The sequence below is a fragment of the Pseudomonas rustica genome (genome assembly GCF_018336155.1).
GTDB lineage: Bacteria > Pseudomonadota > Gammaproteobacteria > Pseudomonadales > Pseudomonadaceae > Aquipseudomonas > Aquipseudomonas rustica.
Map to the genome: position 1 here is coordinate 260674 of NZ_JAGYHF010000008.1, position 26074 is coordinate 286747.

23 protein-coding genes are annotated in these 26074 nt (G+C 60.3%); 15 read left to right on the forward strand and 8 right to left on the reverse strand.

The genetic code is table 11. The features are described from left to right. Positions 1-33 precede the first annotated feature (33 nt). Together dprA and tsaC are read left to right on the forward strand one after the other, a co-directional pair. Positions 34-1134: a DNA-processing protein DprA gene (gene dprA, locus KFS80_RS17625; protein ID WP_212545439.1), complete on the forward strand. Its 1101-nt coding sequence runs from the start codon at positions 34-36 to the stop codon at positions 1132-1134. 55 nt (positions 1135-1189) lie between these two features. After that, positions 1190-1747, forward strand: a complete 558-nt coding sequence (gene tsaC / locus KFS80_RS17630) for an L-threonylcarbamoyladenylate synthase type 1 TsaC (RefSeq protein WP_053125335.1) — start codon at positions 1190-1192, stop codon at positions 1745-1747. A 112-nt stretch (positions 1748-1859) separates the two neighbouring features. Here the strand turns inward: tsaC and KFS80_RS17635 are convergent, their stop codons facing one another. Beyond that, positions 1860-2837, reverse strand: a complete 978-nt coding sequence (locus KFS80_RS17635) for an NADPH:quinone reductase (protein ID WP_212545440.1) — start codon at positions 2835-2837, stop codon at positions 1860-1862. Positions 2838-2986: 149 nt separating this feature from the next. Here KFS80_RS17635 and hemF point away from each other — a divergent pair, with 149 nt between their 5' ends. Continuing rightward, on the forward strand, positions 2987-3901 hold the full coding sequence (gene hemF, locus KFS80_RS17640; RefSeq protein ID WP_053125461.1) for an oxygen-dependent coproporphyrinogen oxidase: 915 nt from the start codon (positions 2987-2989) through the stop codon (positions 3899-3901). A gap of 9 nt (positions 3902-3910) precedes the next feature. After that, on the forward strand, positions 3911-4732 hold the full coding sequence (gene aroE / locus KFS80_RS17645; RefSeq protein ID WP_212545441.1) for a shikimate dehydrogenase: 822 nt from the start codon (positions 3911-3913) through the stop codon (positions 4730-4732). A gap of 94 nt (positions 4733-4826) precedes the next feature. Here aroE and KFS80_RS17650 read toward each other — a convergent pair whose 3' ends face one another. The 3 genes from KFS80_RS17650 to betC form a co-directional block, all read right to left on the reverse strand. Continuing rightward, entirely contained in the window at positions 4827-6395 is a 1569-nt protein-coding gene (locus tag KFS80_RS17650) for a SulP family inorganic anion transporter (RefSeq protein ID WP_212545442.1), read from the reverse strand. Positions 6396-6649: 254 nt separating this feature from the next. Continuing rightward, entirely contained in the window at positions 6650-7570 is a 921-nt protein-coding gene (gene choX, locus KFS80_RS17655; protein WP_212545443.1) for a choline ABC transporter substrate-binding protein, read from the reverse strand. Between the two features lie 16 nt (positions 7571-7586). Further along, positions 7587-9101, reverse strand: a complete 1515-nt coding sequence (gene betC / locus KFS80_RS17660) for a choline-sulfatase (protein ID WP_212545444.1) — start codon at positions 9099-9101, stop codon at positions 7587-7589. A 114-nt stretch (positions 9102-9215) separates the two neighbouring features. Here betC and KFS80_RS17665 point away from each other — a divergent pair, with 114 nt between their 5' ends. Beyond that, positions 9216-10166: a choline sulfate utilization transcriptional regulator gene (locus tag KFS80_RS17665; RefSeq protein WP_212545445.1), complete on the forward strand. Its 951-nt coding sequence runs from the start codon at positions 9216-9218 to the stop codon at positions 10164-10166. Positions 10167-10196: 30 nt separating this feature from the next. Here the strand turns inward: KFS80_RS17665 and KFS80_RS17670 are convergent, their stop codons facing one another. After that, positions 10197-10865 (reverse strand): NAD(P)-dependent oxidoreductase, encoded by a 669-nt coding sequence (locus tag KFS80_RS17670; RefSeq protein WP_212545446.1) that lies wholly within the window; start codon positions 10863-10865, stop codon positions 10197-10199. Between the two features lie 82 nt (positions 10866-10947). Here KFS80_RS17670 and KFS80_RS17675 point away from each other — a divergent pair, with 82 nt between their 5' ends. Continuing rightward, positions 10948-11274, forward strand: coding sequence for a DOPA 4,5-dioxygenase family protein (locus KFS80_RS17675; RefSeq protein WP_212545447.1), 327 nt, complete (start codon positions 10948-10950; stop codon positions 11272-11274). Here KFS80_RS17675 and KFS80_RS17680 read toward each other — a convergent pair whose 3' ends face one another. Further along, positions 11275-11676, reverse strand: coding sequence for a GFA family protein (locus KFS80_RS17680; RefSeq protein WP_212545448.1), 402 nt, complete (start codon positions 11674-11676; stop codon positions 11275-11277). It abuts the gene before it with no gap. Between the two features lie 323 nt (positions 11677-11999). Here KFS80_RS17680 and KFS80_RS17685 point away from each other — a divergent pair, with 323 nt between their 5' ends. The 9 genes from KFS80_RS17685 (at position 12000) to KFS80_RS17725 (ending at position 22567) form a co-directional block, all read left to right on the forward strand. After that, positions 12000-13307 (forward strand): CitMHS family transporter, encoded by a 1308-nt coding sequence (locus KFS80_RS17685; protein WP_053125357.1) that lies wholly within the window; start codon positions 12000-12002, stop codon positions 13305-13307. A 70-nt stretch (positions 13308-13377) separates the two neighbouring features. Further along, positions 13378-14145, forward strand: coding sequence for a TerC family protein (locus tag KFS80_RS17690; protein WP_159813404.1), 768 nt, complete (start codon positions 13378-13380; stop codon positions 14143-14145). Between the two features lie 417 nt (positions 14146-14562). Next, the gene (locus KFS80_RS17695; protein ID WP_159813402.1) at positions 14563-16221 is read left to right on the forward strand and encodes a Na/Pi cotransporter family protein; all 1659 of its coding nucleotides are present in this window, start codon (positions 14563-14565) and stop codon (positions 16219-16221) included. Between the two features lie 170 nt (positions 16222-16391). Beyond that, positions 16392-17786 (forward strand): M16 family metallopeptidase, encoded by a 1395-nt coding sequence (locus KFS80_RS17700; protein ID WP_212545449.1) that lies wholly within the window; start codon positions 16392-16394, stop codon positions 17784-17786. A gap of 189 nt (positions 17787-17975) precedes the next feature. Further along, positions 17976-19004: a DUF5924 family protein gene (locus KFS80_RS17705; RefSeq protein ID WP_053125370.1), complete on the forward strand. Its 1029-nt coding sequence runs from the start codon at positions 17976-17978 to the stop codon at positions 19002-19004. Positions 19005-19058: 54 nt separating this feature from the next. Then, positions 19059-20207 (forward strand): ABC transporter permease, encoded by a 1149-nt coding sequence (locus KFS80_RS17710; RefSeq protein WP_053125372.1) that lies wholly within the window; start codon positions 19059-19061, stop codon positions 20205-20207. Next, positions 20204-21007: an ABC transporter ATP-binding protein gene (locus KFS80_RS17715; protein WP_212545450.1), complete on the forward strand. Its 804-nt coding sequence runs from the start codon at positions 20204-20206 to the stop codon at positions 21005-21007. The genes KFS80_RS17710 and KFS80_RS17715 overlap by 4 nt, the downstream gene beginning before the upstream one ends. A 1-nt stretch (position 21008) precedes the next feature. Continuing rightward, positions 21009-21947 (forward strand): MlaD family protein, encoded by a 939-nt coding sequence (locus KFS80_RS17720; RefSeq protein ID WP_212545451.1) that lies wholly within the window; start codon positions 21009-21011, stop codon positions 21945-21947. Continuing rightward, the gene (locus tag KFS80_RS17725) at positions 21944-22567 is read left to right on the forward strand and encodes an ABC-type transport auxiliary lipoprotein family protein (RefSeq protein WP_212545452.1); all 624 of its coding nucleotides are present in this window, start codon (positions 21944-21946) and stop codon (positions 22565-22567) included. Before KFS80_RS17720 ends, KFS80_RS17725 begins: the two co-directional genes overlap by 4 nt. Positions 22568-22651: 84 nt before the next feature. On the opposite strand, the gene KFS80_RS17730 is transcribed toward KFS80_RS17725, so the two are convergent. Both KFS80_RS17730 and gltP read right to left on the reverse strand, forming a co-directional pair. Further along, complete coding sequence (locus KFS80_RS17730) at positions 22652-23881, reverse strand: nucleoside recognition domain-containing protein (protein WP_212545453.1); 1230 nt, start codon at positions 23879-23881, stop codon at positions 22652-22654. Between the two features lie 189 nt (positions 23882-24070). After that, on the reverse strand, positions 24071-25402 hold the full coding sequence (gltP, locus tag KFS80_RS17735) for a glutamate/aspartate:proton symporter GltP (RefSeq protein WP_053125381.1): 1332 nt from the start codon (positions 25400-25402) through the stop codon (positions 24071-24073). Between the last annotated feature and the right edge of the window lie 672 nt (positions 25403-26074).

Sequence of the window (26074 nt, forward strand, 5' to 3'; positions counted from 1 at the left end):
TGGTTCGGAGCTTATAACGATCAAGGATGATCCATGATGATGTCTGCCTCCGCGCCGGTTTCCCCGGCAGAACTGGAAGCGCGCCTGCGCCTGCACCGCTTGCCGGAAATCGGCCCGAAGCGTTTTAGCAAATTGCTCGAAGCCTTTGGCTCGGCCTCAAAAGCCATCAGCGCGCCCGCGAGTGCCTGGCGTTCGCTGGGAATGCCGACGGCGAGTGCTGAAGCGCGCCGTTGCCCGCAAGTGCGCGATGGCGCCAGCCACGCAATGCGCTGGCTAGAGCGGCCGGAGCATCATTTGCTGATGTGGGATCAGCCGGATTACCCGGCACTGCTGGCGCAGATTCCTGATCCGCCGCCGCTGCTGTTTGTCGCGGGTGATCCACTGATTCTGGAGAAACCGCAGTTGGCGATGGTCGGCAGCCGCCGCGCTTCGCGTCCGGGAATGGACACGGCGGCGGCGTTTTCCCGCAGCCTCGCCGGGGCCGGTTTTGTCATCACCAGCGGTCTGGCGCTGGGCATTGATGCTGCTGCGCATCAAGCCGCGCTGGATGTCGGCGGGCTGACCGTCGGGGTGCTCGGCACTGGGCTGGAAAACTTTTATCCACAGCGCAATCGACGCCTCTGCGACGCGATGATTGCGTCCGGCAGCGCGGTGCTTTCGGAGTTTCCGCTGGACGCCGGGCCGACCGCGAGCAACTTCCCCCGGCGCAACCGGATCATCAGCGGTTTGTCCCTTGGCGTTCTGGTGGTCGAGGCCAGCGTTGCTAGCGGATCCTTGATCACGGCGCGGCTGGCAGCGGAACAGGGGCGCGAGGTTTACGCGATTCCCGGCTCGATTCATCACCCCGGCGCGCGCGGTTGTCACCAGTTGATTCGCGATGGCGCGGTGCTCGTGGAAACCATCGAGCACATCCTCGAAGCCCTGCGCGGCTGGCAGCGCTTGCCGCTGTCCACAGACACGCCGCAAGTCGATCATCCACTGCTCATGTTGCTGCACGCCGCGCCGCATACCAGCGAAGGTCTGGCCGACAGCAGCGGCTGGGCGTTACCGAAAGTGCTGGCAGCGCTGACCGAACTGGAAATGGATGGCCGCGCGGTGAGTGAAAACGGCCGCTGGTTTGCGCGGGTGAGCTAGGTTTTACAAGGAAGATCGGTAAACTGCGCGAAACCTGTTTGTGGAGAGTTTTTTCATGGTCAACAGTTGGCGTGTGCAACAAGCCGCACGAGAGATTCGCGCCGGGGCGGTGATTGCCTATCCAACCGAAGCCGTCTGGGGCCTGGGTTGCGACCCGTGGAATGAAGAAGCGGTGGATCGGCTGCTGGCGATCAAGAATCGCTCGGTCAATAAGGGCCTGATTCTGGTCGCCGACAACATTCGCCAGTTCGACTTTCTGTTCGAAGACTTCCCGCAAGAGTGGCTCGACCGCATGGCCAGCACCTGGCCGGGGCCGAACACCTGGCTGGTGCCACATCAGGGCTTGTTGCCGGAATGGGTGACGGGTGTGCATGACACGGTGGCGTTGCGCGTTAGCGATCATCCGCAGGTGCGGGATCTGTGCTCGATGGTCGGGCCATTGATTTCGACCTCGGCCAACCCGCAAGGGCGCCCGGCAGCGCGCACGCGGTTGCGTGTTGAACAGTATTTCCGTGGGCAGATTGATCTGGTGTTGGGCGGGGAATTGGGTGGGCGCAAGAACCCGAGCCTGATTCGTGATTTGGCCACGGGCAACATTGTGCGCCCGGCCTAAAACCGAGTTGCTCCCATCGCTGGCAAGCCAGCTCCCACAGGTTCGGCGTTGTACATAAAATCTATGTCCACCGAAGATTCTTGTGGGAGCTGGCTTGCCAGCGATGGCGTCCTCAAGGCAACAGAATGGTCGAACCTGTAGTGCGTCGAGCCGACAACTCAATCTGCGCCTTCGCCGCCTCTGCCAACGAATAGCGCTGACTGATATCCACCTTGATCTTGCCGCTGATGATCATCTCAAACAACTCATCGGCCATCCGCTGCAAATTCTCAGCGTTATTGGCGTAAGTCGCCAGTGTCGGCCGGGTCACGTACAGCGAGCCTTTCGCCGCAAGAATCCCCAGGTTCACCCCGTCCACCGCACCTGACGCATTACCAAAACTCACCACCAGACCGCGCGGTGCAACGCTGTCCAGCGACGTCAGCCACGTGTCCTTGCCCACACCGTCGTAAACCACCGGGACTTTCTTGCCATCGGTCAGCGCCAGCACGCGTTCGGCAACGTTTTCGTGGCTGTAATCGATGGTCGCCCAAGCGCCATTAGCCTTGGCCAGCTCAGCCTTCTCTTTCGAGCTGACGGTGCCGATCAACTTTACGCCCAGCGCCTTGGCCCATTGGCAGGCCAGCGAACCGACCCCACCGGCAGCGGCGTGGAACAAAATGGTTTCGCCACCCTTCAATTCATAGGTCTGGCGCAGCAGGTACTGCACGGTGAGGCCCTTGAGCATCACGCCGGCGGCGGTTTCGAAACTGATTTCATCCGGCAGTTTCACCAGATTGGCTTCAGGCAAAACGTGCAACTCACTGTAGGCGCCCAGCGGGCCACTGCCGTAGGCCACGCGATCGCCGACCTTGAAGCGGGTGACGCCGCTACCGACCGCGTCAACCACGCCTGCACCTTCGGCGCCGAGGCCGGACGGCAAGGCTGGCGGCGCATACAGACCGCTGCGGTAATAGGTGTCGATGAAATTCAGGCCAATCGCCTTGTTCGCCACGCGCACTTGATTCGGGCCGGGTGCGGCGGGTTCGTAATCAACAAATTCGAGCACTTCGGGGCCGCCGTGGGCGCGGAACTGGATACGCTTTGCCATCTGCCTGCTCTCCTTGGGTCTTTCGTGAACCCCCTATCCAACTCCCATGCTTGATCTTCGTCAACTGCGGCGCGCTGTTCTGCGGTGGTATGCTACGCGCCCATTTGCGTCGCCCGCCTGCGGGGCGCCGCCCGATTCAAGGTGAAGCCATGACGACCCGCACCGACGCCGTAAAGGCCTATCTGCTCGACCTGCAAGACCGCATCTGCGCCGCACTCGAAAGCGAAGACGGTGGCACGCGCTTCGTCGAAGACGCCTGGACCCGGCCTGCCGGCGGTGGCGGTCGCACCCGCGTGATCGAGAATGGCACGCTGATCGAAAAGGGCGGCGTCAACTTTTCCCACGTTTTCGGTAGCGGTCTGCCGCCATCGGCCAGCGCCCATCGCCCGGAATTGGCCGGTCGCGGTTTCGAGGCCCTCGGCGTGTCGCTGGTGATCCACCCGCACAACCCGCATGTGCCGACGTCCCACGCCAATGTGCGTTTTTTCATCGCCGAGAAAGAAGGCGAAGAGCCGGTCTGGTGGTTCGGTGGCGGCTTCGACCTGACCCCGTATTACGGCAACGAAGAAGACTGCATCCACTGGCATCGCGTCGCCGAACAGGCCTGCGCGCCATTCGGCACCGACGTTTATCCGCGCTACAAGGCCTGGTGCGACACCTACTTCCACATCAAGCACCGCCACGAACCGCGCGGCATCGGCGGGTTGTTCTTCGATGACTTGAACGAGTGGGACTTCGACACCAGCTTCGCTTTCATGCGCGCCATCGGCGACGCCTACATCGATGCTTATCTGCCGATTGTGCAGCGCCGCAAAAACGCTGCGTTTACCGCGCAGCAGCGCGAATTTCAGGAATTCCGCCGTGGCCGTTACGTCGAGTTCAACCTGGTTTATGACCGTGGCACGTTGTTCGGCCTGCAATCGGGCGGACGTACCGAGTCGATCCTGATGTCGCTGCCACCACAAGTGCGCTGGGGCTATGACTGGAAGGCTGAACCGGGCAGCGAAGAAGCGCGCCTGACCGAGTACTTCCTGCAAGACCGCGACTGGTTGGCCGAAGCCTGAGGATTTCTGATGGATCGTTACGTCGTTTTCGGTAACCCGATCGGCCACAGCAAATCGCCGATGATTCACAAATTGTTCGCCGAACAGACCGGCCAGAGCCTCGACTACAGCACCCTGCTGGCGCCGCTCGACGATTTTTCCGGCTGTGCTAAAGCCTTTTTCGTACAAGGTCGCGGCGCCAATGTGACCGTGCCGTTCAAGGAAGACGCCTATCGTCTGGCCAACAGCCTGACCGCCCGAGCAAAACGTGCTGGCGCGGTGAATACCTTGAGCAAACTCGCCGACGGTTCATTGCTCGGCGACAACACCGACGGCGCCGGACTGGTGCGGGATCTGACGGTGAATGCCGGGTTCAGCCTGACCGGCAAACGCATTTTGCTGCTCGGTGCGGGCGGTGCAGTGCGTGGCGCGCTGGAGCCGTTGCTGGCGGAGAAACCGGCGTCGGTGATCATCGCCAATCGCACGGTGGACAAGGCTGAGTTGCTGGCCGAGTTGTTCTGCGATCTGGGGCCGGTCTCGGCGAGCGGGTTTGACTGGTTGCGTGAGCCGGTGGACGTGATCATCAATGCCACGTCGGCGAGCCTGACCGGTGATGTACCGCCGATTGCGCCGAGCCTGATCGAACCGGGCAAAACCCTGTGTTACGACATGATGTACGGCAAGGAACCGACGGCGTTCTGCCGCTGGGCCAGCGAACATGGCGCGGCGGTGTCGATGGATGGGTTGGGGATGTTGGCCGAGCAGGCCGCTGAGGCATTCTTCCTTTGGCGGGGTGTGCGCCCAGACACGGCGCCCGTGCTCACAGAGCTGCGTCGACAACTGGCCCTGTAGGAGCAAGGCTTGCCCGCGAATCGGGCACCTCGGTCAATCAGTTGCTCCGCGTTATCGTTCATCGCGGGCAAGCCTTGCTCCTACAGATCGTCGATCAGTCTTCAAACCGGATCGGACATTTCTCAGGCCCCTCAAGCTTTCTCAATTCCTCCACCACCTGCGGCCGCGCCCGGCGCAAGGTCAAACTACGATTCTGGCTCAACAAGCGCCGCGCCTCCTGATGCAGCATCTCCACCCCCGAATAATCGATGAAGTTGATCTGCTGCGCCTCGATCACCACCCGCGCGCCGTGCATCCGCTGCAAGCGCACTTGCAGGTAATGGCTGGCGCCGAAAAAGATCGAGCCGCCAACCCGCAACACATCATCCTCACCGTCGCGCCAATGCTGCACGCGCGGCTGCGAGGTGCGCTTGAGATAGAAGAACAGCGACGCCAGCACCCCGGCATAAATCGCCGTCTGCAATTCCAGTAACAATGTCGCGAGGCAGGTCAGCGCCATGACCACGAACTCGGCACGGCTGACCCGCAGCAATGCGCGGATGCCGCGATGATCGACCAATCCCCAGGCAATCAACAGAATGCTGCCGGCCATGGCGGGAATCGGAATGTGTGAAATCAGCCCCGCACCGAAAATTGCAAACAGCGCCACCCAGATCGCCGAAAACACCCCGGCCAGTGGCGAACAGGCGCCCGCCTCATAACTCAATCCCGAGCGAGTAAACGATCCGGCCGACAACGACCCGGAAAAAAACGCCCCGACAATATTCGATAGACCCTGCGCGCGGACTTCCTGATTGGCGTCGAGCAACTGCTGTGACCGAGCGGAAATCGAGCGCGCGATCGACAGGCTGGTGACCAGCCCGAGCATGCCTACCGCCACGGCGCTCGGCAGCAAACGCAGGATCAAGTCCAGATCCAGTGGCAACGCACTGAACGGCGGCAAGCGCCCGACGAAGGCGCTGACCAGATGCACATGGCCAAACATTGCCGGCCACAGCCACACCAACAGACTGGCGAGCACCAGCGTGATCAACAGCGTTGGCCAGCGCGGCAGCAGTTGTTTCAGCAACACGCCGACCACCACTGTGGCCACGCCGAGAATGAGTGAAGGTTTATCCACAGCCCTGAGGTGTTGCAGCAGATCCATCAGACTCGCCAACGCCGTGGCTTTCGCCGGTAACTCCAGCCCCAACAGGTTCGGCAATTGGCCAATGGCGATCACCACCGCCGCACCGAGGGTGAAGCCGAGCACCACTGAATGCGAGACGAAATTCACCAGCGCGCCGAAGCGCAGCAGGCCGAGCAGCCACTGGAAAATTCCGGCGAGGAAGGTCAGCAGCAGGATCAGAGTGATGTAGTCCTGCGACGCCGGCACGGCCAAAGGGCTGACGCTGGCGAACAGCACGATGGAAATAGCGGCTGTCGGGCCGCAGATCAGGTGCCACGATGAGCCCCACAGGCAGGCGATCAACACCGGAATGATTGCAGCGTAGAGACCGTATTCGGGTGGGAGACCGGCAATCAGTGCGTAGGCAATCGACTGGGGTAACGCGAGAATTGCGCCGCTGAGGCCAACGATCAGATCCCGTCCTACGCTGGCGCGGGATTGCCGCGGGAGCCAGGTGAGGAAGGGGAAGAGAGAGTGGCGGCTGGGGAAGGCCATGGATCCTCGCGGTTGGGGTTTTGTTCAAGGTTATCAGGGTGTCAGGGAAAGGGCCCTCACCCTAGCCCTCTCCCGGAGGGAGAGGGAACTGACCGAGGTGTTTGATGGAGATGCACTGACCTGCAATTTCGGAGTTGAGCGTAAGTTTAGAATCCAACAACGATCGGCTCCCTTTCCCCTCGCCCCCTTGGGGGAGAGGGCTGGGGTGAGGGGGCAAAAATCTCAAGCCGATCACTCATCCAGCCACCCCACAATCAAAGCTTCGCCTTAACCGCCGCTAACGCATCCTTCCCGTCTACCGTCTTCACCCCGTCCAGCCACTTGTCCAACACCGCCGGATTCGCCTTGATCCACGCCTTCGCCGCCGCGGCATTAGTGACCTTCTTGTTCACCACCTCAGCCATGATGCTGTTCTCCATCTCCTGAGTGAACGACAGATTGGTCAGCAATTTACCCACATTCGGACACGCCTCGGCATAGCCCTTACGCGTCAACGTAAATACGCTGCCGGTGTCGCCAAAGTACTTCTCGCCACCTTTCAGGTAATGCATCTTCAACTGCACGTTCATCGGGTGCGGCGTCCAGCCAAGGAAGGTGACGAATTTCTGTTTCTTCACCGCCCGCGACACTTCCGCCAGCATCGCCTGTTCGCTGGACTCGATCAGCTTCCACTGCCCCATGTCGAAGTCGTTCTTCTTGATGATTTCCTGCAACGAGATATTCGCCGGCGCACCCGAGCCGATGCCGTAAATCTTGCGATCAAACTTGTCGGCATACTTATTCAGATCGGCAAAGTTATGCACACCCGCGTCCCACACGTAGTCCGGCACGGCGAGGGTGAACTCGGTGCCGTCGAGGTTTTTCGCCAGTTGCGTGACATCGCCGGTAGCGACGAACTTGTCGTAGAAGCCCTGCTGCGCCGGCATCCAATTACCGAGGAAGACATCCACCTGGCCATCCTTCAAACCGCCAAAGGTGATAGGCACCGCGAGGGTGTCGACCTTGGCCTTGTAGCCCATGCCGTCCAGCAGAAACCCGGTGATCGCGTTGGTCGCGGCAATGTCGCTCCAGCCCGGGTCGGCCATTTTCACCGTGTCGCAACTCTGCTCGGCGAACGCCGCAGCGCTGCTTAGCGCGAGCAGGCCAACCGTCACTACTGTGGATAACTTACGCATGGACTTCCCCTTAACATTATTGGTTTTGGCAGGGTTGTGGATAACGTGCTTTGCGTTCCAGATCATCGAGGTCGATGTGGTTGCGCATGTACTGCTGACTGGCGTCCACCAGAGGCTGGTGATCCCAGCTCTTCAGCTTGCCGATCGTTAGTGCGTCGGCGACAAAACGGCGGCGGCGCTGGCTGGCGAGCACCTCTTGGTGAATCGCCGGAATGTCCCATTTGGCCCGCGCTTCAGCGAGAAAATCGTCGAACAGCTGGCGATGTTGGGGCGATTGACTGAGTTCTTCCAGTTCGCGCGGGTCGTTGCTTACGTCGAAGAGTAGGCAAGGGTCGCTTTCACTGTAGATAAATTTGTAGGCGCCGCGACGGATCATCATCAACGGGCTGACGGTGCCCTCGGCCATGTACTCGCCGAACACTTCGTCGTGACCGCCCTGCCCTTGCAGATGCGAGACCAGCGAGCGGCCATCCAGTGGCAAGCCCGGCTCCAGGGTGCCGCCGGCCAGTTCAACGAAGGTTGGTAGCAGGTCGGCGGTCGACACGGCAGAACTGATGCGGCCCGAAGCGAACTGCCCCGGCGCACTGATCAACAGCGGCACGCGGGCGGCCATCTCGTACCAGTGCATTTTGTACCAGAGGCCTTTCTCGCCGAGCATGTCGCCGTGGTCGCCGGAGAAAACAATGATCGTGTCATCGATCAGCCCGGTTTCCTCGAGGGTTAGCAGAAGTTTGCCGACGTTGGCGTCGATATAGCTGCAAGCCCCGAAGTACGCCCGACGCGCATCGCGGATCTTATCCACAGGCAGCGGTTTATCCCACAGGTCATAAACCTTGAGCAGGCGCTGCGAGTGCGGATCGAGTTCGTATTGATCCGGGGTTGTAGGCAAAGGGATATCGGCATCGTCGTACAAATCCCAGAAAGCCTTGGGAATCGTGTACGGATCGTGTGGGTGAGTCATCGATACCGTCAGGCAAAACGGCTGATCACCATCTTCGCGGATGTGATCGAACAGGTACTGCTGCGCCTTGAACACCACCTCTTCGTCGAAATCGAGTTGGTTGGTGCGCACGCACGGCCCGGCCTGCAATACCGAGGACATGTTGTGATACCAGGTCGGCCGCACGTCCGGCTCATCCCAGTTCACTGACCAACCGTAATCGGCCGGATAAATGTCGCTGGTCAGACGCTCTTCATAGCCGTGCAACTGATCCGGGCCGCAGAAATGCATCTTGCCCGACAGCGCCGTGCGGTAGCCGAGACGGCGCAAGTAGTGGGCGTAAGTCGGCACATCAGCAGGGAAATCGGCAGCGTTGTCGTAGGCGCCGATCTTGCTCGGCAACTGGCCGCTGACCAGGGTGAAACGCGACGGCGCGCACAACGGGCTGTTGCAGTAAGCGGCATCGAACACCACGCCTTGTTCGGCGAGGCGGGAAAGATTCGGCAGTTTGATTGGCGATGGGCCGTAGAACGGCAACATTGGCGCGGCCATCTGATCGGCCATGATGAAAAGAATATTCTTGCGCTTCATGTGATCGCGGCATTCCATAGTGAATATTTATGCGACATTGCTGCGATCGAGCATGGAGTCCATGCTCTATCAGGTAAAGCCCGCGCCGGGCAATGACTAGGATAAGCACAGCTTATGTATGAAGCCTTGGGCGATCTGTCGCTCGACCTGCTACGCGCCTTCGAAGCCGCCGCTCGTCATCGCAGTTTTACTGCAGCAGCGGTCGAACTGGGCACCACGCAACCGGCAATCAGCCAGCAGATCAAACGGCTGGAGGAACAGCTCGGCACGCGGCTGTTTGATCGCATCTACCGAGGCATCGAGTTAACCGAAGTCGGTGTAATCCTTTTCGAGCAAGTTAGCCTGGGTTTGCAGAATATCGACGCCGGGTTGAGCGCGATCAGCGCACAGCAGCAACATGAGGTACTGCAGGTCGCCACCGACTTCGCCTTCGCCGCGTACTGGCTGATGCCGCGTCTGCACCGCTTCCATGAGGCCAATCCCCACGTCGACGTCAGCCTGGTCACCAGCGAACGCAACCACAACATGCTGCGCACCGACATCGACGTGGCGATCCTGTTTGGCGACGGGCGCTTCAAGCAGGGCGAGAGCCATTGGTTGTTCAGCGAAGAAGTGTTCCCGGTGTGCAGCCCGCAATTGCTCAAGGAACGCGCCCTGCCCTTGCCCGCTCAGGCGTTGCTTGAGTTGCCTTTGTTGCACTTGCGTGGCGAAAACAGCAGTAACTGGTTTGACTGGAGCGGACTGTTTCGCGAGTTAGGCATCAGCACGCCGCCAGCGCCGGGGCAGTTGCGTTTCGACAATTACACGCTGTTGATCCAAGCGGCGATCGGCGGGCAAGGCGTGGCGATTGGTTGGCGGCACCTTGTGGATAACTTGCTGACGCAAGGTTTGTTGTGCCGGCCGATTGCTGAAACGACGCTGTCGCGGTTGGGGTATTACGTGGTTTTGCCGCAGCGCAAACGGCGTGGGGTGTTGATTCAGCGGTTTGTCGATTGGTTGATGGCGGAGCAGGCGAGCAGCGCCGAATCCCTTAACGGGTTGGCGCTGCCTTCGATTGCGGTTTGAAGATCAAAAGATCGCAGCCTTCGGCAGCTCCTACATGGGATCTGTGGCGGCGATGAAATTGACGTGTTGGCCCACATGCAAATTCAGCCGCAGCTCATCAGCAATGCCCACCGCTACGCGATTCAGGCGTTCCAGCGGCTCCGCCAATCCCGGTTCCAGATTGCCGCCAACCTGACTGAAATGCTCAATCGTCAGCCCGGCCACGCCATGCGGCGCATTGACCAGCGTCCACTGCAGCGGGCTGCTTTGCAGCGCTTCACGGATTTCCTCGGCGGCGTGGCGTTGCAGGCGATCGTCCAGTTCCGGTTCGTCGAGCACCGAGAACTCTCCTACCAAAAACAGCCGCGAAACATTCGCCGCTTGCAGGCCATCGACCAAAGCATCTACGGCCAGTACCTGCTCCACCGGCCCGAGCACCACTGAGCGTTCAACGTGGTCGCTACTGAACGGCAACCCCGGCGCATCCAATAAACAGATGACCGCCGAACTGCCTGCCACACTTTGATTGACCCGCTCGGAATCGAACAGATCGCCGCTTTTCGTACGCAAACCCGGACGCGGCGCGAGCGCGGTGAGGTCGTCGAGGATGGCGATGACTTCGTGCTGACGGCGCAGCAACTCAGCCATCAACGCACCGCCCAGGCTACTCATGGCACCATAGAGCACCACTTTTACCGCCGGGGTTTCGGCATTTTTCATGGCTGATCCCTTTTGTTTTCCCTTGTATGGCGTGTGACATACGGGTAACGCCGAGGGTTCGAACCGATTCAGAGGCTTTCAGATGCAAGCGATCAAGGGTTATCACGCCCACGTCTATTTCGACGCCAGCACCATTGAGCAAGCGCGGACATTGTGCGAGCAGGGCGCGCAGTTGTTTCCATTGAAAATGGGCCGCGTCCACGAACGCCCGGTCGGCCCGCACCCGGACTGGAGCTGCCAATTGGCCTTCGGCCCCGAGCTGATTGCCGATGTGCTGCCGTGGCTGGCGCTGAATCGCAAAGGCCTGGTGGTGTTTCTGCACCCGGACACGGGGAATGACTTGCTCGACCACACGGAACACGCGATCTGGATGGGCGCGATCCGGCCGCTGGATCTGTCTATTTTTTAATCAAAGCGTTTCTTCGGCTTCACCCGGTAGATGTTCGTCCAGATGCAGCCACGGCAATTGGCTGTCCGTCCAGATATGCCGCTCGGCCGGCGCCAGCTCCGGCTGATCCAGCGTGGCGATGGTCACGTCGATGCTCTCGGGGCTGAGCAATGTGACCAACGCCAGTTGCGCGCCGCACTTCGGGCAGAAGTACCGCGCGCAACTTGGCGACGAGTCATACCGCGACGGCGTCCCGGCGAGCCATTGGAAATTTGCCGCCGGCACGGTGATCCACGTCGTGACAATCCCGCCGCTGACCTTGCGGCAGATCGAACAATGGCAGTGGGCGATGTCGTGCAAAGGCCCGCTGAACTGATAACGAATGTTTCCGCAATGGCAGCCGCCGCTGTGCAATTGGCTCATGTTGAACGCCCTCCTCCCGTGTTTATTCACTCAAGTTCGCATCCGACGGCCGGTTGACCGTTCATTCAAAGCTTTCATCAGCGAAAGGTAGCTGAAAGCTTCCGCGATTAGGATCGCCTCCACTTCCGGCAACAGACCGGTTGGCCAATGCGTGTGATGTCTCGCTCGCGCGGCCCAATTAACAACAACAATGGTGATTCTGATGTCCTCTGTAGCCCGCCTCCTCGCTGTAACTCCGCCCGTACGCCTCGTGCTTGCCGTTCTGCGCTGATCCCTCGCCGATCCGCTCACCTCACTAGCCGCGCTACGCCTGGAGTATTCCCATGCTGACTTTCCTTGGCTTCGCCATGGTCATCACGTTCATGTTCCTGATCATGACCAAGCGCTTGTCCGCGCTGATCGCTCTGATCGTGATCCCGATTCTGTTCGCTCTGTTCGGTGGTTTTGCACCGAAGATCGGCCCGATGATGCTCGAAGGCATCACCAAGCTGGCGCCGACCGGCGTGATGCTGATGTTCGCCATTCTGTATTTCGCCCTGATGATCGACTCCGGCCTGTTCGACCCGGCCGTGCGCAAGATCCTCAAACTGGTCAAGGGCGACCCGCTGAAAGTGTCGGTCGGCACCGCCGTGCTGGCGCTCGTGGTTTCCCTCGATGGTGACGGCGCGACCACTTACATGATCTGCGTGGCCGCCATGCTGCCGCTGTACAGCCGCATCGGCATGAGCCCGCGGATCATGGCCGGTCTGATCATTCTTGCCGGTGGCGTGATGAACATGACCCCGTGGGGCGGCCCGACCGCCCGTGCGGCGAGTGCGCTGCATGTCGATCCTTCGGACATTTTCGTGCCGATGATCCCGGCCATGGCCGCCGGTGTGGTGGCGATCCTGATCATTGCCTACTTCTACGGCAAACGTGAGCGTGCGCGCCTCGGTGAGTTGCATCTGATCGGCGATGAAATGGATCACAGCGAAATCAGCGTCTCGCAGTTCCCGGATGCCCGTCGTCCGAAGTTGATCTGGTTCAACGGCCTGCTGACTCTGGTGCTGATGTGCACGCTGATCGCCGGCCTGTTGCCGCTGCCGGTGCTGTTCATGGTGGCGTTCAGTATCGCGATGATCGTCAACTACCCTTGCCTGCAAATGCAAAAGGATCGTGTCGCAGCCCACGCCGGTAGTGTGCTGTCGGTGGTCAGTCTGATTTTCGCTGCAGGTATCTTCACCGGTATCCTCTCCGGAACCGGCATGGTCGACGCCATGTCGAAAAGCCTGTTGGCAGTGATTCCGGATTTCCTCGGCCCGTACCTGGCGGTGATCACGGCGCTGGTGAGCATGCCGTTCACGTTCTTCATGTCGAACGACGCGTTCTACTACGGTGTGTTGCCGGTGTTGTCCGAAGCGGCCAGCCATTACGGCATCACCGCGGTGGAAATGGCACGTGCCTCGATCGTCGGTCAGCCCGTCCACTTGCTCAGTCCGCTGGTGCCGTCGACTTACCTGCTGGTGGCTTTGGCCGGTATCGAGTTCGGTGACCATCAACGTTTCACCCTAAAGTGGGCAGTGCTGGTCTGCATGTGCATACTTGTGGCGGCATTGCTGTTGGGGACTTTCCCGCTGTTCAGCACTTTGTAACGGCATCAACTCACCAACACGCCAGCTGCTTGCTGGCGTCTTGGTTTAACACACGCTCAAAGGAATACACATGGAATGGCTGACCAACCCCGAAATCTGGGTTGCCTTCTTCACCCTGACCGCCCTGGAAATCGTCCTCGGCATCGATAACATCATCATGATTTCGATCCTGGTCAGCCGCATGCCCAAGCACATGCAGCAGCGCACCCGGATTTTCGGTCTTGGCCTGGCCATGATCACGCGGATCCTGTTGCTGCTGTCGATCACTTGGGTCATGCGCCTCACCGCCGACCTGTTCGAAGTGTTCGGCCAGGGCATTTCCGGTCGCGACCTGATCCTGTTCTTTGGTGGTCTGTTCCTGCTGTGGAAGAGCTCGCAAGAGATGTATCACGCGCTGGAAGGTGAAGACGAAAGCGACGACACCCCCGGCGGCAAGGGCGGCAACTTCCTCTACACCATCATCCAGATCGCGATTATCGACATCGTCTTCTCGCTGGATTCGGTGATCACTGCTGTCGGCATGGTTTCTCACGTACCGGTGATGGTCGCGGCGATTGTTGTGGCGGTGCTGGTGATGATGCTGGCGTCGGGCAAGATCAGCGAATTCATCGACAAGCACCCGTCGCTGAAGATGCTCGCGCTGTCGTTCCTGCTGGTGGTCGGTACCGTGCTGATTGCCGAGTCGTTCGACGTGCATGTACCGAAAGGCTACGTCTACTTCGCGATGGGCTTCTCGCTGGCGGTTGAGGCGATCAACATCAAACTGCGCGGCGCGATTGCCCGCAAGAAAAAGCAGCAAGACCCGGTGAAACTGCGCAAGGACATCCCGGGCCAGTAAAACGCAACACCCCTGTGGGAGCGGGCTTGCTCGCGAAGACGGAGTGTCAGTCGACAGCAATGTTGACTGATCCACCGCTTTCGCGAGCAGGCTCGCTCCCACATTTGTTTTGGGCGATATCCAGACACCGCAACCCCTGTAGGAGCATGGCTTGCCAGCGAAAGCGGAGTGTCAGCAATATCAATGTTGGCTGAATAGACGCCTTCGCTGGCAAGCCATGCTCCTACAAGGTTTTGTGGTGGATTCGGGTGGGTGCATGAAGCGCTTTTCATGACACTTTTGTTTCAATCAACACTTTAGCTGTGCAATGCTGGCGCCCAGTCCGTTAGCCAACTACAGCTTAAGTATCAAAAACGTAGAAACCGCGCGGTACCGTCAACTTGCTCCTTTGGGGCACTGCTATTACAGGGGGTCTGCATGCTCACCCTGCTCAATCTGCTTTCCGCCGTCGCCCTGCTGATCTGGGGCACGCACATCGTTCGAACCGGCATCCTGCGGGTGTACGGCACCAATCTGCGCCATGTGATTGGCCAGAACATGTCCAAGCGCTGGCTCGCGTTCGTGGCCGGCATCCTCGTGACCGCCATGGTGCAGAGCAGCAACGCCACCGCCATGCTCGTCACCTCTTTCGTCGGCCAGGGCCTGATGGCGCTGACCCCGGCGCTGGCGACCATGCTCGGCGCCGACGTCGGTACCGCGCTAATGGCGCGGGTGTTGACCTTCGACCTGTCATGGCTGTCGCCACTGCTGATTTTTCTCGGGGTGATTTTCTTTCTGTCGCGCAAACAGACGCGGCTCGGGCAAATGGGCCGGGTGTCGATCGGTCTCGGGCTGATCATTCTCGCGCTGCAACTGATCGTCGAGGCCGCCGCGCCAATCACCCACGCTCAGGGCGTGAAGGTAATTTTTGCTTCGCTGACCGGCGACATCCTCCTCGACGCCTTGGTCGGCGCGCTGTTCGCGATGATTTCCTACTCCAGCCTCGCCGCCGTGCTGCTCACCGCGACGCTGGCCGGCGCCAGTGTCATCAGTCTGCCGGTAGCGATCGGTCTGGTGATCGGCGCCAACATCGGCAGCGGCGTGCTGGCGTTCATGAGCACCAGCATGCAGAACGCCGCTGGCCGGCAAGTGGCGCTGGGCAGTCTGTTGTACAAACTGATCGGCCTGCTGCTGATCATCCCGGTGCTCGACCCGCTGGTGCACTGGATCGACAGCCTCGATTTCAGCCCGCAGGAAATGGTCATTGGCTTCCACCTGCTCTACAACACCGCGCGCTGCCTGATTCTGCTGCCGAGCGTCGGCCCGATGGCGCGACTCTGCGCGTGGCTGCTGCCGGAGCGACCGGAGCTCAACGGCACCGCCAAACCGCGTCACCTCGATGCTACCGCGCTGGTCACACCGAGTCTGGCGCTGGCCAACGCCGCGCGGGAAACTCTGCGCATGGGCGATCTGCTGGAAAACATGCTCGACGCCACCCTCGATGTGCTGCGCGGCAAGCAAACCGCGGTCACTCAGGAAATCCGCCGGCAGACCGACGACATCGAATCGCTGTACAGCGCGATCAAGTTGTATCTGGCGCAGATGCCGCGCGAAGACCTCGGCGAGCAAGACAGTCGACGCTGGGCCGAGATCATCGAACTGGCGATCAACCTGAAACTCGCCAGTGATCTGATCGAACGCATGCTGCGCAAGATCCAGCAGCAGAAAACCTCGCAGCGCCGCTCGTTCTCCGAAGAAGGTCTGGAAGATCTGGCCGGGCTGCAGCAGCAATTGATCTCCAACCTGCGTTTGGGGCTGTCGGTGTTTCTCAGCGGCGACCGTGAAAGTGCTCGCCAATTGCTGCGTGAAAAACGCCGCTTCCGCGCGCAGGAACGCCGTTTGGCCCACGCGCATGTCAGCCGTTTGCAACGCAAGATCGTGCAGAGTATTGAGACCAGTTCGCTGCACCTGGAGTTGATTGCCGACATGAAGCGTTTGAATTCGCTGTTTTGCGGCAGTGCGTATGTGGTGCTGGAAACGGCGGACACCGGAGCGCTGGCGTCGGATGATATTGCCGACATCACGCATTCGCCTTGAACGTCTGTGGTCAGTGTCAGTCAGTAACTCAGAGTTCAGCCTCAAGGACGCCTTCGCGAGCAAGCCCGCTCCCACATTTGGAATGCATTCCCCCTGTGGGAGTGAGCCTGCTCGCGATGGGGCCCTGACTGACGACACGGATCTCCAAATCAGCCGTATGGAAGCCTGTTATGCGTTGCCTGTTGTTCGCCTGTCTGTTGCTCGGTTCCCTGCCCGCCTTCGCCCTGGATCGCTTTCAGGTCGAGGGCTATGCGCTGCCCAACGGTTTGCAGTTGCTGCTCAAGCCCGGCACTGAACGCGGACATGTGGCGATCCGCTTGGTGGTCGGCGTTGGCCTCGACGATTTCGATTGCGACGACAAAGAGCTGCCGCACCTGCTCGAGCATCTGCTGTTCAGCGGCATCGACGCCACCGGCGAAGGTGGTTTAGAGGAACGCATGCAGGCACTGGGCGGTGACTGGAACGCCTTTACCAGCAACGCCGACACCACGTTCGTCATCGAAGCCCCGGCGAAAAACCAGCGCAAGGTGCTCGACCTGCTGCTCGATTTGCTCACGCAAACACGCATCGACGAAAACGCGATCAACGCCGCCAAACGCGTGGTCGAGCGCGAGGACGGCGGCCATTACACGCGTCTGCAACGCTTCCTCGACCGCCAGGATCTCGGCCACACCGCGAGCAATCAGCTCGCCGTCGAACTGGGCCTGAAATGCCCGCAACGCGCCGAGGTCGGCCACCTGACCCAAGAGCAGCTGGAGAAGGTGCGCAAGGCCTGGTACGCGCCAAACAACATGACCCTGATCGTCGTCGGTGAACTCGACAAACTGCTGCCGGCCTACCTCGAACGCGCCTGGGGCGCGCTCGAAGCGGTTGAGCCGAGCGAGCATCGACCGCTGCCGGACATCCGCACCAGCGCCGCCCATGAACGCACCCTCACCCGTGGCTTCATCGGCGACAGCGCCAAGCTGCACTGGCTGGTGCCGGAGCCGGTGATTGACGATCAGTACGATGAGACGTTCGACATCCTCAAGGATTATCTGGACTGGGCGCTGTACCGGCAGATCCGCCTCAACCACGGTTTGTCGTACGGGCCGTGGGCTGAACGCGAAGTGTTTGGAGGTGTCGGGTTCATGAGCCTGAACGCCGATCTGGATCGCGATGACGTCGACGAAGCCATCCAGGTGCTGGAAGACCTCAAAGCCGACCTGCTGAAAAACGGTCTCGACCCGGCGACTTTTGCCCGCATCAAACAGGCATCCATCGCCCATCAGGCGTGGGCGGTGCAGGGTAATAGCGCGATGGCGGATTATTACTGGAGTGCCCTGAGCGATTACGAGGATGGCCGCTTCGCCAACCCGGCGCGCGAGCTGCAAGGGGTGACGCTGGAAGCGGCGAACAAGGCCATGCGCGAGTTGCTGTTGCAGCCGGGGTATTTGCGGATTGAAAAGCCGTTGATCAGTGATGATCAGGTGTTGTGGTTGAGTGCGGGTGGCTTGGGCCTGGTGCTACTGATCCTGATCGGCTGGCGTTTGCACCACCGCCGCAAATCCGCGGCCAACCCATAACCCCTGTGGGAGCGGGCTTGCTCGCGAAAGCGGTGGGTCATACAACAATTCAGAGACTGACACACCGCATTCGCGAGCAAGCCCGCTCCCACAGGGAAGGTGGTGAATTTACTGACCGGCAGCCTCGCCACAGCGCCCGGCGGGCGCTACTCTGTCGAGGATTTTTCCTACAGCGTTGTGAACCCCGACATGCCGAAAATACAGCTCCTGATCCAGCGCATTCTCGAACTGATGAAGCGCTATCCCGGGGTCATTGCGCTCGGTGGTTTCATCTCCGGGGTCGGCAGTTTCATCATGGTCGATCGTCAGCAAGGGCTGGCGAGCTGGATCACGGTGATCATGCTGCTCAGCTGGATCTGGCTGATGCTGGAAAACACCCTCACCGGCCTGTTCACCCGCATCTTCAAACGGGAAATTCCCCAGCCGTTGCTGCGTTACGCGACGCAGATGATTCACCAGGAAAGCCTGTTTTTCGTCCTGCCGTTCTTCTTCATCACCACGACGTGGAACAGCGGTCAGCTGGTTTTCACCGGCCTGCTCAGCGTCGCGGCACTGATCTCCATCGTCGATCCTCTCTATTACAAATGGCTGGCGCCACGGCGCTGGGCGTTCCTCGCGTTGCACACCCTGACCCTGTTCGCCGCCCTGCTCACCGCGTTGCCAGTGATCATGCACCTGACCACCTCGCAGAGTTTCAAGTGGGCGCTGGGCATTGCCGTGCTGTTGTCGTTCCCGAGCCTGGCGTCGATCTTCCCGATCCGCACGGTGCGTAACGCGCTGGCGATTCTGTGCATCACTGTCGGCATCGGCGGCGTCGGTTGGGTGCTGCGTTCGTGGGTGCCGCCGGCGACGCTGTGGATGACCGACGTGGCGATCAGCACGCAATTGCAGGATCGCACCCCCGGCGCCAGCCTCGACACGGTCAGCGCCGAGCAGATTCGTGGCGATGGCCTCTACGCCTACACCGCGATCAACGCGCCACGCGGGCTCGATGAGCGCATTTATCACGTCTGGCAGTTCAACGGCAAAGAGGTCGATCGCATCCCGCTCGACATCCATGGCGGGCGCAAGGAAGGCTACCGGGCGTGGACGCACAAGCAGAATTTCCCCGGTAACCCGGCGGGCAAATGGCAGGTGCGCGTGTTGACCGAAGATGGCCAGGTGATCGGCGTGCTGCGCTTCGAAATCACCGACAGCACAGCGATCAAAGAAAAGTAGTCCGGTTCGTGCTATTACCTATCCCAGCGTAATCAGCCGAAAAGCACGGAGCTTATGACCAGCAGTTCGATCAGCGGCAATGCCCAACTGGACACGTCGATCAGCCCTGCCCGCCTGCGCGTGACCGGGGACTGGACGCTTGCCCATTACGCCGAGCTCAAGACCCTCAGCGAGAAGCTCCACGGCCAGTACGACGCCAACACCCCGATTGACCTCAACAGCCTCGGCGCCCTCGATACCGCTGGCGCTTCGCTGCTGGTCGAACTGCTCGGCTCCGAGCGCCTCGGTAAATCTGCCGAGCACCCTGATTGCACGATTTCCACCGCCGATCGCGCGTTGCTGCAAACCGTGTATCGCTCGATGACCGATTTCTGCGTGCCGATCAAGGAAGCGGAAATCAGCGTCAGTGTGCAATTGCTCACGCGCATCGGTCGTGCGGTCGATACGGTCTGGCAGGACACCCTGCAACTGCTCGGCTTCGTCGGCCTGATTCTGGAAACCATCGCTCGCAACCTGTTCCGGCCCAAGCGCTGGCGCATCACGCCAATGATTGCGCACATCGAACAGACCGGCCTCGACGCCGCACCGATCGTGGCGTTGCTGACCTTTCTGGTCGGCGCGGTGGTGGCGTTCCTCGGCGCGACGGTGCTGGCCAGTTTCGGCGCGACGATTTTTACCGTGGATCTGGTCGGTTTCTCGTTCCTGCGTGAATTTGGCGTGCTGCTCACCGCGATCCTGATGGCCGGGCGCACTGCCAGTGCCTTCACCGCGCAGATCGGCTCGATGAAGGCCAACGAGGAAATCGACGCGATCCGCACCCTCGGCCTCGACCCGATGGAGCTGCTGGTGGTGCCGCGCGTGCTGGCGATGTTGGTGGCGCTGCCGATGTTGACCTTTCTGGCGATGCTCTGCGGGATCATCGGCGGCGGCGTGGTGTGCGCGGTGTCGCTGGATATCTCGCCGGCGATGTTCCTGACGCTGTTGCAGTCGGACATCGGCGTGCAGCACTTTCTGGTCGGCTTGGTAAAAGCGCCGATCTTCGCCTTCATCATTGCCGCGATTGGTTGCCTGGAAGGCTTCAAGGTCAGCGGCAGCGCCGAGTCGGTCGGCGCGCACACGACGTCTGCCGTGGTGCAGTCGATTTTCGTGGTGATCGTGCTCGACGCGGTGGCCGCGCTGTTCTTCATGGAGATGGGCTGGTGAGTCGTCTACCCCGCGCGCCCTCGGAGGCGGTGATCGAAGTCCGTAGCCTGTGCAATCGCTTCGGCAGCCAGAGCGTGCACGAAAACCTCGATCTGGATTTATACAAAGGCGAAATCCTCGCCGTGGTCGGCGGTTCCGGCAGCGGCAAATCGGTGTTGTTGCGCAGCATTGTCGGTTTGCGTCGGCCCAGCGAAGGTATCGTCAAAGTGTTCGGTAAGAACCTGCCGAGTCTGTCGGAGCACGAGCGTTCGATGGTTGAACGACGCTTTGGTGTGCTGTTCCAGAAAGGCGCGCTGTTTTCCTCGCTGACGGTGACCGAGAACGTCGCCCTGCCCCTCATTGAACACGCCGGCCTCAGCCGCAACGACGCCGAACACTTGGCCGCAGTGAAATTGGCCTTGGCCGGTCTGCCATTGTCGGCAGCGGATAAATATCCTTCGTCGCTGTCCGGCGGCATGATCAAGCGCGCCGCTCTGGCCCGGGCCTTGGCGCTGGATCCGGACATTCTGTTTCTCGATGAGCCCACCGCCGGCCTCGATCCGATTGGCGCGGCGCAATTCGATCAATTGATCCTGACCCTGCGCGATGCGCTCGGCCTCAGCGTGTTTCTGGTGACCCACGACCTCGACACGCTCTACACCATCACCGATCGCGTGGCGGTGCTGGCGCAGAAGAAAGTGCTGGTCGCCGGCCCGATCGACGTCGTTTCGGAGACCGACGACGCCTGGATTCACGAATACTTCCACGGCCCGCGCGGCCGCTCGGCGCTGGACGCCGCCAAATTGCTCAACGAGGTCTGACATGGAAACCCGAGCGCATCATGTGTTGATCGGCCTGTTCACCGTGATTGTGGTGGCAGGCGCCCTGCTCTTCGGTCTGTTCCTGGCCAAGTCCAGCGTCGACACCGAGTTCAAGGATTACGAAATCGTCTTCAATGAGGCGGTCAGCGGCCTGTCCAAGGGCAGCTCGGTGCAGTACAGCGGGATCAAGGTCGGTGACGTGATCAGCCTGCGCCTCGATCCGCAGGATCCACGCCGGGTGCTGGCGCGAATTCGTCTGGCCGGTGACACCCCGGTCAAAGAAGACACCCAGGCGAAACTGGCGCTGGCCGGGATCACTGGCACGTCGATCATCCAGCTCAGCGGTGGCACGCCGCAGAGCGCGAAACTGCGCGGGCATGACGGTAAGCTGCCGCTGATCGTCGCGTCGCCTTCGCCGATCTCGCGCTTGCTCAATGACAGCAACGATTTGATGACCGGCATCAGCGCGCTGCTGCAGAACGCCAATCAGATGTTCTCCCCAGAGAACGTTGAGCGCGTCAGCAAAACCCTCGCGCATCTGGAGCAAACCACCGGCACCATCAACGATCAACGCGGCGACATCAAACAGGCGATGCAGCAACTGGCGACCGTCGGCAAGCAGGCCGGCAGCATGCTCGAACAGACCTCGCTGCTGATGCGCAACGCCAACGGCTTGCTCAACGATCAGGGCAAACAAGCGCTGGGCAGCGCCGAGCAGGCAATGAAGTCGCTGGAGCAAAGCACGACGACGATCAGCGCCCTGCTCAACAAAAACGAAAACTCCCTCGACAACGGCATGCAGGGCCTCAATGGCCTGGCCCCGGCGATCCGCGAATTGCGTGAGACGCTGACCTCGCTGCGCGCCATCTCGCAACGCCTTGAGGCCAACCCCAGCGGCTACCTGCTGGGCCGTGACAAGAACAAGGAATTCACACCATGAAGCTGACTCGCCTCGCCCTCCTCGTTGGCTTCACCTTGATCAGCGCGTGCTCGATCCTGCCCAAATCCGAACCGTCGGATGTGTACCGCTTGCCAGCCGCACAGGCGCCCGCCTCGACCCGTTCGGCGGCGGCTCAGACCTGGTCGTTACGCTTGAATAAATTGCAGTCCAGCGAAGCGCTGAACCGCTCGAACATCGCGGTGATTCCGCAGGGCGATGTGATCAGCAGTTACAAGGCTTCGCGCTGGAGCGATCCGGCGCCGGTGCTGGTGCGTAATCGCTTGCTCGACGGCTTTCAGCGTGATGGACGGGTGACGTTGCTGAGCACGGATGACAGCAACTTTGCTGCAGATCTGGAATTGGGCGGGAGTTTGCAGGCGTTTCAGACCGAGTATCAGGGCACGCAGGCCAGCATTGTGGTGCGGGTCGATGCGTTGTTGGTGCGCGGTTATGACCAGCGGATTCTCGCCAGTCGCCGCTTTGAAGAGCGCCAGCCGTTGAGTGATGTGCAGGTGCCGGCGGTGGTCGCCGGGTTTGGCCAGGCCAGTGATCGCCTGACTGCGAAGGTTGTCGCGTGGGCCGTCGATCAAGGCCAGCATTTGGCTCCGGTGAAACCCTGAAATCGCCAAGATCGCAGCCTTCGGCAGCTCCTACAGGGTTATGCATACCTCTGTAGGAGCTGCCGAAGGCTGCGATCTTTTGCTTCAACCAAAGAACCAGTAGCAAACGGCGATCGCGCCAACCACACCAGCAAACTCCGCCAACAACGCACACCCCACCGCATGCCTTGCGCGCTGGATCCCCACCGCGCCGAAATACACCGCCAGCACATAGAACGTCGTTTCAGTACTGCCCTGAATCGTCGCGGCGACCAACGCCGGGAAGCTGTCGACGCCCGAGGTTTTCATCGTCTCGATCAACATCGCCCGTGCCGCACTGCCGGAGAACGGTTTGACCATCGCCGTCGGCAGCGCATCGACAAACCGCGTGTCCCAACCGGCCCATTCGACCAGATGACGAATGCCGTCCAGACCAAAGTCCAGCGCCCCGGAAGCACGCAGCACGCCCACCGCGCAGAGCATCGCCACCAGATACGGCAGCAGATTCTTCGCAACGTCGAAACCTTCTTTGGCGCCTTCAACGAACGCTTCGTAAACCTTCACTTTCCTCAACGCGCCGATGATCAGAAACAACATGATCAATCCGAACAGCGTGAGATTGCCGAGGATCGACGACAATCCCGCCAAAGCCGTCGCCGACAGCGTGCCCAGTAACGCCATAAAGCCGCCGAGGATCAGCGCACCGGGAATCAGATAAGCCAACACCACCGGATCCCAGATCCGCAGGCGCTGCATAAACGCTACCGAGAGGAAGCCGACAATCGTCGAGCAACTGGTCGCCAGCAGGATCGGCAGGAACACCAGCGTCGGATCCGGCGCGCCTTGCTGGGCGCGGTACATGAAGATCGTCACCGGCAGCAGGGTCAGGGAGGAGGCGTTGAGCACCAGGAAGAGGATTTGCGCGTTACTGGCGATGGTGGCGCTGGGATTGAGCTCCTGCAGCGCCTTCATGGCTTTCAGGCCGATGGGCGTGGCGGCGTTGTCGAGGCCCAGACCGTTGGCGGCGAAGTTCAGGGTGATCAGGCCAAGGGCAGGGTGACCGGCCGGGACTTCCGGCATCAGCCGCAGAAACAGCGGGCCGAGGACTTTCGCCAACCAGTCGACAATCCCGGCCTTTTCGGCGATGCGCAGGAAGCCCAGCCACAGGGTGAGGGTGCCGAACAGCAGCACCATGACTTCGACCGAGAGCTTGGCCATGGCGAAAATGCTCTCCACCATCGCCGCAAAGATCCCGGCGTTGCCGCCGATCAGCCACTGCGCCAGCGCCGACACGGCTGCCACGATGAAGAAGCCAAGCCACAGGCCATTAAGCATCAGTCAAATCCCCCGAAGAATGCCGCGAATGATAACGGCGTGGCCAGAAACGACAAACCCCGGATTTCTCCGGGGTTTGTTTGTACCGCTCTTGTGGGAGCAAGGCTTGCCCGCGAAGGGACGCTGCGGTCTTACTGTTGCACCGCGTTATCGTTCTTCGCGGGCAAGCCTTGCTCCTACAGGGGTGTGTCAGTTCTTGGAGATTTCGCCCGCTGGCAGTTTGGTCTTGGTGCGCCAGTGTGGCAGGGAGTTCCAGTAGCGCTCGCCCTTAGCGTCGTCGTACATGCCTTCCCAGCGCGAGATAACCAGCACGGCCAGCGCGTTACCGATCACGTTCAGTGCGGTACGGGCCATGTCCATGACGCGGTCGACACCGGCGATGAACGCCAGGCCTTCCAGCGGAATACCGACGCTGCCCAGGGTGGCCAGCAGCACCACGAAGGACACGCCCGGAACACCGGCGATGCCTTTGGAGGTGACCATCAGGGTCAGCACCAGCAACAGTTGCTGGCTGATCGACAAGTCGATGCCATACAGCTGCGCGATGAAGATTGCCGCGATCGACTGATACAGAGTCGAACCGTCGAGGTTGAACGAGTAACCGGTCGGTACCACGAAGCTGCAGATGGCTTTCGGTGCGCCGTAGGCTTCCATCTTCTCGATCACGCGCGGCAGCACGGTTTCCGAAGAAGCGGTGGAGTAGGCCAGCACCAGCTCATCCTTGAAGATGCGCATCAGCTTGAACACCGAGAAACCGAACATCTTGGCGATCAGGCCCAACACCACGAAGGCGAAGAAAGCGATGGCGAAGTAAACCAGGATCACCAGTTTGGCCAGCGGCACCAGCGAGGCGAAACCGAAGTTGGCCACGGTCACCGCGATCAGAGCGAATACGCCGATTGGCGCATAGTTCATGATCATGTGGGTGACTTTGAACATGCTTTCCGAGACGCCCTGGAACATCTTCACCAGCGGCTCGCGCAGATCCGACTGCAGGCTCGACAGACCGAGACCGAACAGCACGGAGAAGAAGATGATCGGCAGCATTTCGCCGCGGGCCATGGCCGCGAAGATGTTCGACGGGATCAGGTTAAGGATGGTCTCGATGAACGCGTGTTCATGCTGTACCTCGGCGGCAGTCGCCTGGTACTTGGAGATGTCCACTGTGCCCAGCGTGCTCATGTCGATGCCGGCACCCGGATGGAACACGTTGGCCAACAGCAAGCCGACAACGATCGCGATGGTCGTGACGATTTCGAAGTAGATGATGGTTTTCAGGCCGATACGCCCGAGTTTCTTGGCGTCGCCCACGCCAGCAATGCCGACGATCAGGGAAGAGATGACGATCGGAATCACGATCATCTTGATCAGACGGATAAAGATATCGCCTGCCGGTTGCAAGACATTGCTGATCCACCAGGCCTTTTCGGCACTGAAGTGGTTGAGCAACGCCCCAATTGCAATCCCCAAAACCAGACCGATGAGGATCTGCCAGGCGAGGCTGAGTTTTGCCTTCTTCATTATCTTTACCCTTACTTGCGTTTGACTCAGGCACATGCAGGAACTGGAACGCTTTTTAGCGGAAAAGTCTGTGCATCTGCCTCCGTATAAGGTGCCCCGAAGCGCGTATTTACGGCTCTCCGGCAGGCGAAAAAAGGCGCAACTATTCCGATGCAAGGTTGCGCCGTCTAATGCCGTAAACGCCTACCCTATGCCGAATCGGCATGAGCTTTTTTAATTGAAACTGGCGTCCCAACCGGTTCGATTGCGACATTTCGGCCGGCATAACTGCCGTGAACCGGCCATCACAGCCTAGGTTGGTGGTTTTTTAATCAGGAAAAATCGACAGAAATTTGAGGAAAAAGCCTACGCAGGAAGACTAGAAGTCCTCTTGAATAGAAGTCTTCTTTCTCGATATACGGTCGCCCGGAAACACCGCGTAATGTTTTCGCGCACAGTCTGGTCGCAAAAAAGCATGAGCAGGTCGCTCTGGATCAATATTTTGATGGTTTTTTGCCGAGGATGAAGCTCAGCGCAAGTCCGTCGAACCACTGGGGGTTGGCGAACCTGCGTCGCAGCTTTGACGTGCCCTGACCCGGCCCTCTCGCAGGCACTCCCTGTACCCGTAGGTCACTCCGACCCTGAAACAGTCAGAACGTCCCGGCCCCTTGGTCATGCGCCGAGCCTCCTCGG